We start from the raw sequence: 15831 nt of genomic DNA on the forward strand, positions 1-15831 counted from the left end.
CGCCGCGGGGAGGCCCCCGCCCCCGACGCCCCGCCGCCGGACCAGGCCGCGCCGCCCCTGGTGGTCGTCGACGCAGCCCCGCCGGCGGGCATCCGCAGCCGCCCCGGCCGGCCCTTCCCCGGCGGCCCCGGCCCGGAGCCGGGCGGCCCGGGCGACCACAACGAGGGCAACCTGCTCGACGTGGTCAGGGTCGCCATCGCGATCCTCGACACCGCGGGCCGGGTGGTCCTCTGGAGCCCGGCCGCCGAGGAACTGCTCGGCTGGCCGAGCGAGCTGCTGGTCGGCCGCCGGATCGACGAGCTGATCCCGGACGAGGAGCAGGTCGGCCGGATCCGCGCGGCGATCCAGGACACCCTGCGGCACGGCCGCTGGGCCGGCCCCGCCGAACTGCGCGACCGCGACGGCGCACCCGTCGCCCTCGACGCCCGGATCTCCCTGCTGGTGGACGGCGACGGCACCCCGTTCCTCCAGGTCAACCTGGCCGAGGCGGGCGCCGTCCGGGCCGTCGAGCGGGACCTCGCCGTCCGCGACGCGCTGTTCGAGCAGTCCCCCCTGGGCATCGCCATCCTCGACACCGACCTGCGCTACACCGCGGTGAACCAGACCCTGGCCGAGATGAACGGCATGGCCACCGAGGACCACGTGGGGCTCACCACCGGCGAGACCCTGCCCGAGCGTGCCGCCGACGAGATCACTGCGATCCAGCGCCAGGTGCTGGCCACCGGCGAGCCGGTCATCGACGTCACCCTCGCCTCGCCGGTCACCGCCCGTTCCGGCTACCGCTCGATCTCCTACAGCCGGATGACCGACCGGGCCGGCCGGGTGCTCGGGATCTCGGGCACCGTGATGGACGTGACCGAGCGCTACCGGGCGGTGGCCAAGGTCGAGCACGCCCGGCGCAGGCTCTCGCTGCTGAACGAGTTCGGCTCCCGGGTCGGCGACCTCCTGGACGCCTCCCGGATCGCCCAGGAGCTGGCCGGTGCCGTCGTCCCCCGGCTCACCGACCACTCCGCGGTGATCCTGCTCCAGGCCGTCGCGCACGGGGACGACCTGCCCCGGCACGGCCACGACCGGCGCACCTCGCTGCTCCAGCTGGGCACCGCCTCCGTCCAGGACGGCCCCGAGGTCGAAGTGATGCTGCGCCGCGGCGCCAGGATCACCTTCGCCGAGGACTCCGCCTGCGGCCGGGTGCTGCGCACGGGCGTCCCGGAGCTGCTCTCCGGCGCCGACCAGCTGGACGACGTCACCTACCCGGGCGACCCCAAGATGCAGGCCGCCCACGACCTGGGCGTCCACTCGATGCTGGTGGTGCCGCTGCGCGCCCGCGGCATCGTGATCGGCCTGCTGCTGGTCAGCCGGGCCGGCTACCGCGAGGGCTTCGACCGCGACGACCTCGCCTTCACCGTCGAGCTGGCCGACCGGGCCGGCAGCTCGCTGGACAACGCCCGGCTCTACGCCCGCGAGCGGACCGCCGCACTGACCCTGCAGCGCACCCTGCTCCCGCAGCAGGTCCCACAGCCGACCGGCGTGGAGGTCGCCTACCGGTACGTGCCCGGCAGCAGCGGCACCGAGGTCGGCGGCGACTGGTTCGACGTCATCCCGCTGCCCGGGGACCGCACCGCACTGGTGGTCGGCGACGTGATGGGGCACGGCCTGCGGGCCGCCGCCACGATGGGCCGGCTGCGGACCGCCGTGCGCGTCCTGGCCGCCCTGGACCTTCCGCCGGACGTGCTGCTGCGGCACGTCCACGAGCTGGCCGACGACCTCGCCCAGGGGCCGGACGAGGCCCTGCTGGCGACCTGCGTCTACGCGGTGTTCGACCCGGCCACCGCCCGGCTGACGGTCGCCAAGGCCGGCCACATCCCACCCGTGCTGATCGTGCCGGGCGAGGGGGCCGAGGAGCCGACCCGCAACGGCGGCCCGCTGCCCGGTGGCGCCGGACGGATCCTCGACCTGCCCTCCGGTGCCCCGCTCGGCGTCGGCGGCGTCCCGTTCGAGGCGGTCGAACTGAAGATCCCCGAGGGCAGCCTGCTCGCCCTCTGCACGGACGGCCTGGTGGAGTCCCGGGACAAGGACCTCGACGTCGGCCTCGGCCGGCTGGTCACCGTCCTCCAGCAGCCCCACGCCTCGATCCAGGCCGCCTGCGAGGCGGTGCTGGACACCATGGAGCAGGGCCGCGAGCCGGACGACGTCGCGCTGCTGCTGGCCAGGCTCGGCCACGGCCAGGCCGGCACCCCGACGGCCGGCTGGACGCTGCCCGCGGAGCCGACAGCCGTTTCCCGGGCCCGCCGGCTGGTCCGCGCCACGCTCGCCGAGTGGGGCGTCGAGGCGCTGACGGACACCGCGGAGCTGCTGGTCAGCGAGCTGGTCACCAACTCGGTCCGCTATGCGAGCGCACCCATCGGCGTACGGTTGACGCTGGGCGAGACGCTGCTGGTCGAGATCTCGGACCCGCTGCCCGACCCGCCCCGCGAACGCCACGCGGCCGAGGCCGACGAGGGCGGCCGGGGCCTGGAACTCGTCCGCCGGCTCGCGCTCCGCTGGGGCGCCCGGGCGGAGGGCATGGGCAAGGTCGTCTGGTTCGAGCAGCCACTGCCGGGTAATGAGCCCGACGAGCCGTGAGCGAACGCGGCGAGCCAACCGTCAAGAGGTGCGCGCGGGCGGACGTCCTCCGCCGGGCGCAGCCGGGCGGGTACCGGGGCCGAGCAGGACGCGAGTAGAACGGAGCCGCATATGCCAACGGGAGGCCGGGGGGAGCGCGCGCTCCGGAAGGGGGCGCGAGCGTGGCATTGTGGTTGCGCGGGCGGTAGGACAAAAACCTTCGCCCGATCTGATGTTGTGATGTTGAGGGCGTGTGAACGTACCCCTCGATGATGAATACTCGGTCTTCTCGGCATCCGGACGGTCGCGGGTTTGGAGGGGTCGGTCCGTTGAACAGCACCCCGGCGCGTAGTGCGCCGAGCAGCAGCGGTCATGCCGCTGTGCCCGGGCAGGCCGGTTCCCCACACCTGCCCGCCCCGGCGGCTTCCCAGGCCGCACCCCCCGGGCAGGGCCAGGCCGCCCGCCCGGCGGCCGGCACCGGCCAGTGGGGCGCCGGGGACCCGGGCTCGATCTACGACTACATCCGGGTCGCCACCTTCGCGATCGGCCCGGACGGCCGGATCAGCCAGTGGAGCGACCGCGCCGCGGAGTTCTTCGGCCTGCCCGCCGTCGAGGCGGTCGGCTCGGACCCGATCACCACCTTCGTGCCGCGCGAGCTCTGGCAGCGCGGCCGCGCCCGGCTGGAACGCACCCTGGCCGGCGAGGAGTGGGTCGGCACCGCGCCCTACCGTGACGCCACCGGCGGCGAGGGCCTCGCCGAGCTCTACCTGATGCCCGACACCGCGCTGCCCACCGCGGGCGCCACCTGTCTCGCCGTCGACCTCGGCCGGCTGCGCCGGATCGAGACCGACCTCGCGGCCTCCGAGGCCGTCTTCGGCCAGACGCCCACCGGCTTCATCCTCTTCGACGACCGGCTCCGGCTCCAGCGCGTCAACGACGCCTTCGCCTCCGGGATGGGCCTCGCTCCCACCGACCTCGAAGGCCTCACCGCGCACGACCTCTTCCCCAGCTCCGAGGCCGACCGGCTGACCGCCGCGCTGCGCAAGGTGCTCGCCACCGGCCAGCCCGTCTTCGACCTGCGCTTCCACTCGGCCGTCCCGACCCGCGAGGGCAACCGGCTCTGGGCCGTCTCGCTCTACCGGCTCGACGGCTCGGCCGGCCGGCCGATGGGCGTGGCCGGGCAGGTCTCGGACGTCACCAGCCGGCACGTGGCCGAGCGCGAGGCCGACGGCGTGCGCCGCAACCTGGCGCTGCTCAACGAGGCCAGCGCCCACATCGGCTCCACGCTCGACCTGGAGACCACCGCCAAGGAGCTGCTGGACGTCGTCGTCCCGCCGTTCTGCGACCTCGCCACGGTCGACCTCTACACCGCGCTGCTCTCCGGCGAGACCGTCCCCAGCGCCGGCCGCTACGGCGACGGCGTGCTCACCGACGGCAGCGGCGAACTGCGCCGGGTCGCCGTCTCCAGCGTGGTCGGCGGAGCCTCCTCGGTGCTCGGGTCGGTCACCGGCCTGCCGATCGCCGAGGCCGGCGGCACCCTCTGCTACCCGCGCCGCTCCCCGCACGCGCGGGCGCTGCGCACCGGCCGCAGCGTCGTCCCCGAGCCCGGGCCCGACCCGCTGTTGCGCTCCACGCTGATCGTCCCGCTGGTCGCCCGCGACCAGGTGCTCGGTCTGGTCCAGCTCTCCCGGGCGATCGGCAGCGAGCCCTTCGACGCCCGCGACGTCGCCATCGCCGAGGAGCTGGTCGCCCGGGCCGCCGTCTGCATCGACAACGCCCGGCTCTACCGCCGCGAGCACGAGCGCGCCCTGATCCTCCAGCGCAGCCTGCTGCCCCCGGGCAACCCGGCCGCCAGCGGACTGGAGATCGCCTGCCGCTACCTGCCCAGCAACAACAACACCGAGGTCGGCGGCGACTGGTTCGACGTCATCCCGCTGCCCGGCAACCGCACCGCCCTGGTCATCGGCGACGTGATGGGCCGCGGCCTGCGCGCCGCCGTCGCCATGGGCCAGCTGCGCACCGCCGTCCGCACCCTGGCCATGCTCGACCTCGACCCCGCCGAGGTGCTGACCGCCCTCGACGAGATCGCCCGCGGCCTCGGCGACGACACCGCGCCCGCGGCGCCGCCCGCCCCGTACGGGCGGCTCACCTCGACCGCCGACGAGGAGGCCCGCGAGGTCTACCTCGCGACCTGCGTCTACGCGGTGTACGACGCCGTCACCCGCCGCTGCACCTTCGCCAACGCCGGCCACCTGCCGCCCGTCCTGCTCAGCCCCGGCGAACCCGCCCGGATGCTCGACGTGCCGCCCGGCCTGCCGCTCGGCGTGGGCGGCGAGCCGTTCGAGGAGGTCGAGCTGACCCTGCCGGACGGCGCCGTGCTCGGCCTCTACACCGACGGCCTGGTGGAGAGCCGCAAACACCAGCTCGACGAGGGCCTGCGCGCCTTCCGCACCGCGCTGTCGGCCGGCGGCAAGGGCCTGGAGGACCTCTGCGACCACGTCCTCGGCGAGCTCAACCCGCACCACGGCGAGGACGACATCGCCCTGCTGATGGCCAAGGTGCACGCCTTCCCCGAGGACGCCGTCGGCCAGTGGTTCCTGCCGCCCGAGCCCACCTCCGTCGCCAAGGCCCGCGAGCAGGCCTGCAGCTGGCTGCTGGCGCGCGGCCTGGACGAGCTGGTGGACACCACCGAGCTGCTGGTCAGCGAGCTGGTCACCAACGCGCTGCGGCACGGCAGGGGCGAGATCCGGCTCCGGCTGCTGCGCGACAGCTCCATGGTCTGCGAGGTCTGGGACGACGGCTACGCCCAGCCGCGCCAGCGGCGTGCCCAGGAGACCGACGAGGGCGGCCGCGGGCTCCAGCTCGTCAGCCTGCTGGCCGAGCGCTGGGGCAGCAGGCGCACGCCCAAGGGCAAGATCGTCTGGTTCGAGCTGTCGCTCTGACCCGGACGGGCTGTCGGCCGTCCGGGTGCAGTCGCCCGCCGGCCCGCCGTGTCGGCGGGCCGGGCCGCGGCCCGGCGGCGTTCGATGGCCGCCATGCGCGTCCGCCAGCCCACCGCAGCCGCCGTCGCCGCGCTGCTGCTCGCCACCGGGCCCCTGGCCGGCTGCTCCGGAGCCCCGGCCCCGGCCCGCACCCCGGCGCCCGTCCCGTCCTCCGCCGCCCCCACCGCCGTCACCGGTGACGTCCGCCCGTACGACCGGGCCGGGGTCCGGGACGGCGGCACGCTGCGCTGGGCGCTGGACGCCGTCCCCGCCACGCTGAACGTCTACCAGTCCGCGGCGACCGCCGACTCGGCGCTGCTCGCGCACGCCCTCTACCCCGCGCTGTTCCGGCCGGACGAGCACGGCCGGGCCGTCCCCGACCCGGACTACCTGCTCGGCGCCGAGTCCACCCCGCCCGGGCGGCTGCCGCAGGTCGTCACCTACCGGCTCAACCCGCACGCCGTCTGGAGCGACGGCACCCCGCTCTCGGCCGCCGACTTCTCCGCCCAGCGGGCCGCCCTCTCCGGCCTCGACCCCGCCTACACGGGCACCCGCCCGGCCGGCTACGACGCGATCGACTCGATCACCCAGGGCGCGGACCCCGCCGAGGTCAAGGTCACCTTCCGGCAGCCCTGCGCCGAGTGGCGGGCGCTCTTCGGACCGCTGTACCCCGCCGCCGTGACCGCCTCCCCGGTGGCCTTCAACCGGCCGCTGGCCGGCGGTCCGCAGCCGACGGCCGGGCCGTTCGTGCTCTCCGGGCAGGACGGGTACGACCCGGCGGGCGGGCGGGTCACCCTGGTCCCCAACCCGCTCTGGTGGGGGGACGAGCCCAAGGCCGACCGGATCGACTTCCTCGCCACCCCGCCCGAACGCCGGCTCGACGCGCTCGACCAGGACCGGCTGGACATCGCACCGATCACCGCGGCCGTCGACCGGGCCCAGGCGGCGCCCGGCACCTCGGCCGACCGCGCCGAGGCCGCCACCCAGGCGTTGCGCCGGGCCGAGGCGCTGCCCGGCGTCACCGTGCACCGGGCCGCCGCGGCCTCGCTCACCCAGCTCACCCTCAACGCCGCCCGCGCCCCGCTCACCGACCCGGCCGTCCGGCAGGCCCTCGCCCGGGCCGTCGACCGACGGCGGATCGCCGACGCCGCCCTCACCCCGCTCGGCCTCGCCCCCGCCCCGCTCGGCAGCCACCTGTTCGCCGGGGACCAGGACGGCTACCGGGACAACGCGGACGCCCTCGGCCCGGCGGACGCGGGCAGACTGCTGGACGCGGCCGGCTGGAAGCGGCCCAAGGGCGGTGGCACCCGGACCAAGGACGGCCGGCAGCTCTCGCTCACCCTGCTGATCCCCTCGGACTCCGCGACCGCCCGCCGCACCGCCGACGCGCTGGCGACCGGCCTCGCCGGGGCGGGCATCGCCGTCCGCCCGCAGGCGGTGCCCGCCGAGACCTTCGTCCGGACCGGCCTCGCCACCGGCGGTTACGACCTCGCCCTCTTCTCCTGGCCGGCCGGCCCCACCCCCGCCGTCGACCAGCGCCCCGTCTACGCCAAGCCCCGCCCCGGTCCGGACGGCGCCCTGGAGACCGGCGCCAACTACGGCCGCTCCGGGACGGAGGAGATCGACCGCCTCTTCGACCGCGCCGCCGCCGAACTCGACCCGGCCGCCCACCTCGCCCTCCTCCAGGAGGCGGACACCCGGATCTGGCAGCTCGGCCACTCGGTGCCGCTGTTCCAGCGCCCGGAGCTGGTCGCCGTCCGGACCGGCATCGCCGGCGCGGGCGCCTGGGGCTACGGCTGGCCCCGCTTCCAGGACGTCGGTCTGCTCACCGGCTGACCGGGGCCGCCCCGGTGCCCGCGGAGGCCCGCCCGGCCGGGGTCAGGAGGCGTCCGCCGGGTGAACGGGACGTGATCCAGCTGTGATCTTGATCCCGCCCGACCTGCTCGTTTCGGCCCACCTGGGCGGTTCCCCGTACGATAGGAGGAAGCCGTGGCATGTCCTGCCCGGCGGGTGGACCGGTAGTAGCAGGCGGAACGGGCGGCGGCGATCAACAGGGATCGCCGGTCGGCGTCTCGCGGCCGGGCGCCGTAACCCACGATTCCGGGAGAATCCGCTAGGCATGCCCACGCGCAACGACATCCGTAACGTCGCCATCGTCGCCCACGTCGACCACGGCAAGACCACCCTGGTCGACGCCATGCTCAAGCAGGCCGGTGCGTTCGCCGCCCACCAGCAGCTCGACGACCGCATGATGGACTCGAACGACCTGGAGCGCGAGAAGGGCATCACCATTCTCGCGAAGAACACCGCCGTCAAGTACCACCCCAAGGACGGCGGGGCCCCGATCACCATCAACATCATCGACACCCCCGGTCACGCCGACTTCGGTGGCGAGGTCGAGCGCGGTCTGTCGATGGTGGACGCGGTCGTCCTCCTCGTGGACGCCTCCGAGGGCCCGCTTCCGCAGACCCGCTTCGTGCTCCGCAAGGCGCTCACCGCGCGCCTGCCCGTCATCCTCTGCATCAACAAGACGGACCGCCCGGACGCCCGGATCGACGAGGTCATCAACGAGACCTACGACCTGTTCCTGGACCTGGACGCGGACGAGGACCAGATCGAGTTCCCGATCGTCTACGCCTGCGCCCGTGACGGCGTCGCCTCGCTGACCAAGCCGGAGAACGGCACCGTTCCCGCGGACAGCGACAGCCTGGAGCCGTTCTTCTCCACCATCCTGGAGCACGTCCCGGCCCCGACCTTCGACGAGGACGCGCCGCTCCAGGCCCACGTCACCAACCTGGACGCCGACAACTTCCTCGGCCGCATCGCGCTGCTCCGCGTCGAGCAGGGCGAGCTGCGCAAGGGCCAGACCGTGGCCTGGATCAAGCGCGACGGCACCATCTCCAACGTCCGCATCTCCGAGCTGCTGATGACCGAGGCGCTGACCCGCAAGCCGGCCGAGGTGGCCGGCCCGGGTGACATCTGCGCCGTCGCCGGCATCCCGGAGATCATGATCGGCGAGACCCTGGCCGACACCGAGAACCCGATCGCGCTGCCGCTGATCACGGTGGACGAGCCGGCCATCTCGATGACCATCGGCACCAACACCTCGCCGCTCGTCGGCCGCGGTGGCTCGGGCAAGGGCGCGGACGCCAAGGCCGCGGTCAAGGACCGCAAGGTCACCGCCCGCCAGGTGAAGGACCGCCTGGACCGCGAGCTGATCGGTAACGTCTCGCTGCGCGTGCTGGACACCGAGCGCCCGGACGCCTGGGAGGTGCAGGGCCGTGGTGAGCTGGCGCTGGCCATCCTGATCGAGACCATGCGCCGCGAGGGCTTCGAGCTGACCGTCGGCAAGCCGCAGGTGGTCACCAAGGAGGTCAACGGCAAGACCCACGAGCCGGTCGAGCGCCTCACGGTGGACGTCCCCGAGGAGCACATGGGCGCGGTCACGCAGCTCATGGGCGTCCGCAAGGGCCGGATGGACAACATGTCCAACCACGGCTCGGGCTGGGTCCGGATGGAGTTCGTCGTGCCGTCCCGCGGCCTGATCGGCTTCCGGACCGAGTTCCTCACCAACACCCGCGGTACGGGCATCGCGCACTCGATCCACGAGGGTCACGAGCCGTGGTTCGGCAACCTGACCACCCGCAACAACGGCTCGCTGGTCGCCGACCGGGCCGGTGTGGTCACCGCCTTCGCGATGACCAACCTGCAGGAGCGCGGCGTGCTCTTCTGCGACCCGGGCACCGAGGTGTACGAGGGCATGATCGTCGGCGAGAACTCGCGCGCCGACGACATGGACGTCAACATCACCAAGGAGAAGAAGCTCACCAACATGCGTTCCTCGAACGCGGATGTTGCCGAGTCGATCGTCCCGCCGCGCAAGCTCTCGCTGGAGCAGTCGCTGGAGTTCTGCCGCGAGGACGAGTGCATCGAGGTGACCCCGGAGACGGTTCGCATCCGTAAGGTCGTCCTCGACCAGAAGGACCGCGGACGCACTGCCTCGCGGGCCAAGAAGGCGTGATCTCTTCCTTCTGAGGGCCCTTTGGCCTGAATCGATCGCCCCCCTTTCCAATGGAGAGGGGGGCGAACGTTTTCAACTACTCCAAGTTGTCGACGCGCGTATAAACGGAATAGCGCTTACCACGGCAGGGTGTCCGCTGAGCGAACGTGACAGTCCGTCATTCATGACGACTGTCCGTTTAATGCCTGTCTGGGTATGCCTCATATGTCCGATTTTCGAAACTTACCGACCGTTCATGTGACCTAATTGAGATCGGCAGTGGTCACTTTCGTGTCCGTGCGTGACACATAGTGGGTGCAGTCAGGCTCGGGTCAAGGGTTAACGCGCAGGGGTGCGCGCCGAAACCACGAGCGCGGACGGCACAACGGAAGCGGCGTCAGCCGCCCGCGGTGCTCTCCTCGTTGGAAAGTCGATTTCAGGAGGCATCCCCCATGCGCGGTGCAACCCAGACCAAGTGGATCGTCGCGGCGACCGCTATCGCCCTCGCGGCTACCGCTTGCAGCACCAGCTCGAAGAGCGAAGACAAGGCTTCTTCTGGCGGTGGCAGCATCGCCGTCCAGCTCGGTGAGCCGCAGCACGGTCTGGTTCCGCAGAACACCGCGGAGTCGGAGGGCACCGAGGTCGAGAACGCCCTCTTCGCCGGCCTGGTCGACTACGACTTCAAGACCAACGCCCCGACCCTGCGCGTGGCCGAGTCGATCGAGACCGCCGACAGCAAGGTCTGGACGATCAAGCTGAAGGACGGCTACACCTTCCACAACGGCGAGAAGGTCACCGCCAAGTCCTTCGTCAAGGCGTGGAACTGGGGCGCCAACCAGGACAACGCCGCCGAGGGCCTCCCCTTCTTCGCGAAGATCGAGGGCTCCGAGGAGCTGGCCCCGGGCAAGGACAAGAAGCCCACCGCCACCGAGCTCAAGGGCCTGAAGGTCGTCGACGACAAGACCTTCACCGTCACCCTGTCGGCGCCGTTCTCGCAGTTCAAGACCATGCTCGGGTACAACCCGTTCTACCCGCTGCCGGAGGCGTTCTACGCCGACCCGAAGGCCTTCGGCGACAAGCCGATCGGCAACGGCCCGTTCGAGATGGACGGCAGCTGGGAGCACAACAAGCAGATCAAGGTCAAGCGCTACGAGAACTTCCCGGCCTCGGACGGCAAGGCGAAGCTCCAGGGCGTCACCTTCAAGATCTACGACAACCTGGACACCGCGTACAACGACCTGCGCGCCGACAACATCCAGGCCACCGACAAGCTCCCGATCTCGGCCCTGGCGACCGTCAAGAGCGAGTTCGGCGACCGCTACATCTACAAGCCGGAGTCCGGCGTCGGCTACATCGGCTTCCCGATCGCCAGCAACCCGGCCGCCTACGGCAAGCCGGAGATCCGCAAGGCGATCTCGATGGCGATCGACCGCGAGGCGATCACCAAGACCATCTTCTCGGGCACCCGCGTCCCGGCCGACGACTTCGTCAACCCGCTGATCCCGGGCTACCGCAAGGGCGCCATGGGCGACGCGGCGAAGTACGACCCGGCCAAGGCCAAGGAGCTGTGGACCACCGCCGGCGGTGTCCCGAACAACACGATCGAGCTCGGCTACAACGCTGACGGCGGCCACAAGGAGTGGGTCGAGGCCGTCGGCAACCAGCTGAAGAAGAACCTCGGCGTCGAGGTCACCTTCAAGCCGTTCGAGAAGTTCGGCAAGATCCTGGACGCGCTGGGCGCGAAGCAGTACCAGGGTGCCTTCCGCATGGCCTGGTCGATGGACTACCCGTCGATCGAGGACTACCTGCGCCCGATCTTCTCCAAGGTCGCGATCGAGAACGGCTCGAACTACGGCGGTTACGTCAACGACAAGTTCGAGGCGCTGCTGGACCAGGCCGACCAGGCCAAGACGGACGACGAGGCCATGAAGCTGTACCAGCAGGCCGACGACGTCCTGGTCCAGGACCTGCCGTACATCCCGGTGTACACCTACATGTCCTCCGCGGCGTACAGCAAGAAGATCAAGAACTTCGACACCGACGCTCAGGGCCGCATGAACCTGGCCGACGTCGAGCTCGCCGGCTGATCCGGTAGTCAGACGAACGGGGGCGGGAGGACCGGACCACAGTCCGAGTCCTCCCGCCTCCCTTCCTTGTCCGAAAGTGTGGAGGTCTGATGGGCCGCTATGTCATCCGCCGACTGATACAGGCGATCCCTGTCCTGCTCGGTGCGACGCTGCTGATCTATGCGTTGGTCCACTATCTGCCCGGTGACCCGGTGCAGGCGCTGGCCGGCGAGAAGCGAGCCGACCCGATCGTGGCGGAGATGATCCGCCAGAAGTACCACCTGAACGACCCCTTCCTGGTCCAGTACTGGAACTACATCTCGGGGGTCTTCCAGGGGGATCTCGGTGAAAGCCTGACCGGTCGCGCTGTGACCGACATGATCAGTGAGGCGTTCCCGTACACCGTCAACCTCGCCCTGGTCGCCTTCATCATGGAAGCGGTCATGGGCGTGCTGGCGGGTGTCATGGCGGCCCTGCGCAAGGGCAAGTTCATCGACCAGCTGGTGCTCATCAGCACGCTGTTCGTGATCTCGATCCCGGTCTTCGTCACCGGCTTCATCCTCCAGCTGGTGCTGGGCGTGAAGCTGAAGAACGACTACGGCATCGACTTCTTCCCGGTCTCCTTCAACGAGGAGGACGGACTGCGGGCCTACCTGCTGCCGGCCTTCGTCCTGGCGTCCACCTCGCTGGCGTACGTCGCCCGTCTGACCCGCACCAGCCTGATGGAGACCATGCGCGCGGACTACGTCCGCACCGCGGTCGCCAAGGGCCTGAAGCGCCGTCGGGTGATCGGCCGTCACGCGCTGCGCAACGCGCTGATCCCGATCGTCACCTTCCTCGGTGCCGACCTGGGCGGCCTGATGGGTGGCGCGGTCATCACCGAGAAGATCTTCAACATGCACGGCATCGGCGGCCTGCTCGCCCAGTCCGTGTACCAGAAGCAGGGCACGGTGATCGTCGGCATGGTCACCCTGCTGGTGATGATCTACCTCATCACCACCCTGCTCGTGGACCTGCTGTACGCCGTGCTCGACCCGAGGATCCGCTATGAGTGACACGATCACGAAGGGCCCCGAGGCCCAGCCCGAGGACAACAGCCCGAAGGCCGACCCGGCGAAGAACCAGAAGCCGGAGCGCGTCGCCAGTCTCTGGTCGGACGCGCTGGGCGACCTGCGCCGCAACCCGGTCTTCATCATCGGCGCCGTGCTGGTGTTCTTCCTCCTGGTCATCTCCGCGGTGCCCGGGTGGTTCACCGACGGCAGCCCGTTCGACGGCGGCGCCTGCGACCTCGCCAACTCCCTGAAGCGCCCGAGCGCGGAGCACTGGTTCGGCTACGACGTGCAGGGCTGCGACGTCTACACCCGCACGGTGTGGGGCGCGCGCAACTCGATCATCGTCGGTGTCCTGACCACGCTGCTGGTCACCGTCGCCGGTTCCCTCCTCGGCCTGCTGGCCGGCTGGAAGGGCGGCATCGTCGACAGCATCCTGTCGCGCTTCACCGAGATCTTCTTCTCCATCCCGCTGCTCCTCGGCGGCATGCTGATCATGTCGATGCTCGGCAAGGGCAACGCCTACACCGTCTCGCTGGTGATGGCGATCCTCGGCTGGCCGCAGATCTTCCGCATCATGCGGGCCTCGGTGCTGTCCAACAAGCACAACGACTACGTGATGGCGGCCCGTGCGCTGGGCGCCAGCAGCAGCCGGATCACCTTCCGGCACATCGTGCCGAACGCCATCGCTCCGGTCATCGTGATCTCCGCGATCAGCCTGGGCGTCTACATCGGCGCCGAGGCGGCGCTGTCCTACCTCGGCATCGGCGTGCAGTCCCCGGAGATCTCCTGGGGCCTGATGATCAGCGACGCGTCGGTCCGCTTCCTGGCGGCCCCGCACGTCCTGCTCTTCCCGTCGGCCGCGCTGAGCGTCACCGTGCTGGCCTTCATCATGCTCGGCGACGCGGTCCGCGACGCCCTCGACCCGAAGCTCCGCTGAGAGAAGAGGTGACGACCCGATGACCACCGTGATCGAGAAGAACCAGAAGAGCGGCCGCCTTGAGGTTGGCACCCCGCTGCTGGAGGTCAAGGACCTCCACGTGGAGTTCCACACCCGGGACGGCGTCGCGAAGGCCGTGAACGGCGTCAACTACTCCGTGTCCGCCGGTGAGACCCTGGCGGTGCTCGGCGAGTCCGGCTCCGGCAAGTCGGTGACCGCCCAGACCATCATGGGCATCCTCGACATGCCCCCCGGCAAGATCAGCCAGGGCCAGATCCTCTTCCGCGGGCAGGACATGCTCGCGATGAAGGAGGAGGAGCGCCGGCTGATCCGCGGCCAGAAGATCGCGATGATCTTCCAGGACGCGCTCTCCTCGCTGAACCCGGTGATGACCGTCGGTGCCCAGCTCGGCGAGATGTTCCGGGTGCACCGCGGCGCCTCCAAGAAGGAGGCGCGGGAGAAGGCCATCGAGCTGATGGAGCGGGTGCGCATCCCCGCCGCCAAGCAGCGCGTGGGCGACTACCCGCACCAGTTCTCCGGCGGCATGCGCCAGCGCATCATGATCGCCATGGCGCTCTCCATGGAGCCCGACCTGATCATCGCCGACGAGCCCACCACCGCCCTGGACGTCACCGTCCAGGCCCAGGTGATGGACCTGCTCGCCGAGCTCCAGGCCGAGTACAACATGGGCCTGATCCTGATCACCCACGACCTCGGCGTGGTCGCCGACGTCGCGGACAAGATCGCCGTCATGTACGCGGGCCGGATCGTCGAGACCGCCCCGGTGCGCGACCTGTACGCCAACCCGGCGCACCCCTACACCAAGGGCCTGCTCCGCTCCATCCCGCGCCTGGACCAGAAGGGCCAGGAGCTGTACGCGATCAAGGGCCTTCCCCCGAACCTGCTGAAGGTTCCGGCCGGCTGCGCGTTCAACCCCCGCTGTGACTTCGCCACCGACCTGTGCCGCACGGAGATCCCGAAGCTGCACCAGGTGTCCGACAAGGACGGCAAGGAGCTCACCGGCCGCCGCAGCGCGTGCCACCTCTGGAAGGAGACCCTCCATGGCTGAGCCCATCCTGGAGGTCAAGGACCTGGTCAAGCACTACCCGCTGACCCAGGGCATCCTCTTCAAGAAGCAGGTCGGCGCGGTCAAGGCGGTCGACGGCATCTCGTTCGACCTGATGAAGGGCGAGACGCTCGGCATCGTCGGCGAGTCCGGCTGTGGCAAGTCCACGCTGGCCAAGGTGCTGATGAACCTGGAGCGGGCCACCTCCGGCCAGGTCCTGTTCAAGGGCGAGGACATCTCCAAGCTGTCCGGCGCGGCCCTCAAGGCCGTCCGCCGGAACATCCAGATGGTGTTCCAGGACCCGTACACCTCGCTGAACCCGCGCATGACGGTCGGCGACATCATCGGGGAGCCGTTCGAGATCCACCCCGAGGTGGCTCCGAAGGGCGACCGCCGCAAGGCCGTCCAGGACCTGCTGGACGTCGTCGGCCTGAACCCGGAGTACATCAACCGGTACCCGCACCAGTTCTCCGGCGGCCAGCGCCAGCGCATCGGCATCGCCCGCGGCCTCGCGCTCAAGCCCGAGATCATCATCTGCGACGAGCCGGTCTCCGCCCTGGACGTCTCCGTCCAGGCGCAGGTCATCAACCTGCTCGACCAGCTGCAGAGCGACTTCGAGCTGTCGTACATGTTCATCGCGCACGACCTCTCCATCGTCCGGCACATCTCCGACCGCGTCGGCGTGATGTACCTCGGCAAGATGGTCGAGATCGGCACCGACGAGGAGATCTACGACAACGCCACGCACCCGTACACCCAGGCGCTGCTCTCCGCGGTGCCGGTGCCGGACCCGACGGCGCGCGAGAGCCGTGACCGGATCATCCTGACCGGCGACATCCCCTCGCCGGCCAACCCGCCGTCCGGCTGCCGCTTCCGCACCCGCTGCTGGAAGGCGGAGGACCGCTGCTCCACCGAGGTCCCGCTGCTGGCGGTGCCGGAGGTGCTGAGCGGCCCGGCCAAGCACCAGTCGGCGTGCCACTTCGCCGAGGTGCGGGAGACGGCCGCCGCCGTCTGATCCCGAGCGTTCCCCGGAAGGGCCCGCGGCCGTCGTGCCGCGGGCCCTTCCGGCGTTCCGTCAACTCCTGGTGGGGTCCCTTGCACCCGTCCGGGGGTACCCGACTCGCGCCG

At 71.0% G+C, this 15831-nt stretch carries 9 protein-coding genes; all 9 read left to right on the forward strand.

Annotation, left to right across the window (positions count from 1 at the left end):
* Positions 1-2622, forward strand: a 2622-nt coding sequence (locus J5Y04_RS07695; protein WP_307852991.1) for a SpoIIE family protein phosphatase, incomplete at its 5' end; no start/stop codon positions are given.
* A 308-nt stretch (positions 2623-2930) separates the two neighbouring features.
* Entirely contained in the window at positions 2931-5543 is a 2613-nt protein-coding gene (locus tag J5Y04_RS07700; RefSeq protein WP_245204465.1) for a SpoIIE family protein phosphatase, read from the forward strand.
* A 93-nt stretch (positions 5544-5636) separates the two neighbouring features.
* Positions 5637-7418 (forward strand): ABC transporter family substrate-binding protein, encoded by a 1782-nt coding sequence (locus J5Y04_RS07705; RefSeq protein ID WP_209411117.1) that lies wholly within the window; start codon positions 5637-5639, stop codon positions 7416-7418.
* Between the two features lie 283 nt (positions 7419-7701).
* Positions 7702-9603 (forward strand): translational GTPase TypA, encoded by a 1902-nt coding sequence (gene typA / locus J5Y04_RS07710; RefSeq protein ID WP_209411118.1) that lies wholly within the window; start codon positions 7702-7704, stop codon positions 9601-9603.
* A 431-nt stretch (positions 9604-10034) separates the two neighbouring features.
* Positions 10035-11669 carry an ABC transporter substrate-binding protein gene (locus tag J5Y04_RS07715; protein ID WP_209411119.1) on the forward strand — a complete coding sequence of 545 codons (1635 nt, stop codon included), beginning with the start codon at positions 10035-10037 and terminating at the stop codon, positions 11667-11669.
* Between the two features lie 89 nt (positions 11670-11758).
* Positions 11759-12703 carry an ABC transporter permease gene (locus J5Y04_RS07720; RefSeq protein WP_209411120.1) on the forward strand — a complete coding sequence of 315 codons (945 nt, stop codon included), beginning with the start codon at positions 11759-11761 and terminating at the stop codon, positions 12701-12703.
* Entirely contained in the window at positions 12696-13637 is a 942-nt protein-coding gene (locus J5Y04_RS07725) for an ABC transporter permease (protein WP_209411121.1), read from the forward strand. Before J5Y04_RS07720 ends, J5Y04_RS07725 begins: the two co-directional genes overlap by 8 nt.
* 19 nt (positions 13638-13656) lie before the next feature.
* Complete coding sequence (locus J5Y04_RS07730; protein ID WP_209411122.1) at positions 13657-14706, forward strand: ABC transporter ATP-binding protein; 1050 nt, start codon at positions 13657-13659, stop codon at positions 14704-14706.
* Positions 14699-15718 (forward strand): ABC transporter ATP-binding protein, encoded by a 1020-nt coding sequence (locus tag J5Y04_RS07735; RefSeq protein ID WP_209411123.1) that lies wholly within the window; start codon positions 14699-14701, stop codon positions 15716-15718. The genes J5Y04_RS07730 and J5Y04_RS07735 overlap by 8 nt, the downstream gene beginning before the upstream one ends.
* Positions 15719-15831 lie beyond the last annotated feature (113 nt).

This window comes from Kitasatospora sp. RG8, assembly GCF_017813315.1.
Lineage (GTDB): Bacteria > Actinomycetota > Actinomycetes > Streptomycetales > Streptomycetaceae > Kitasatospora.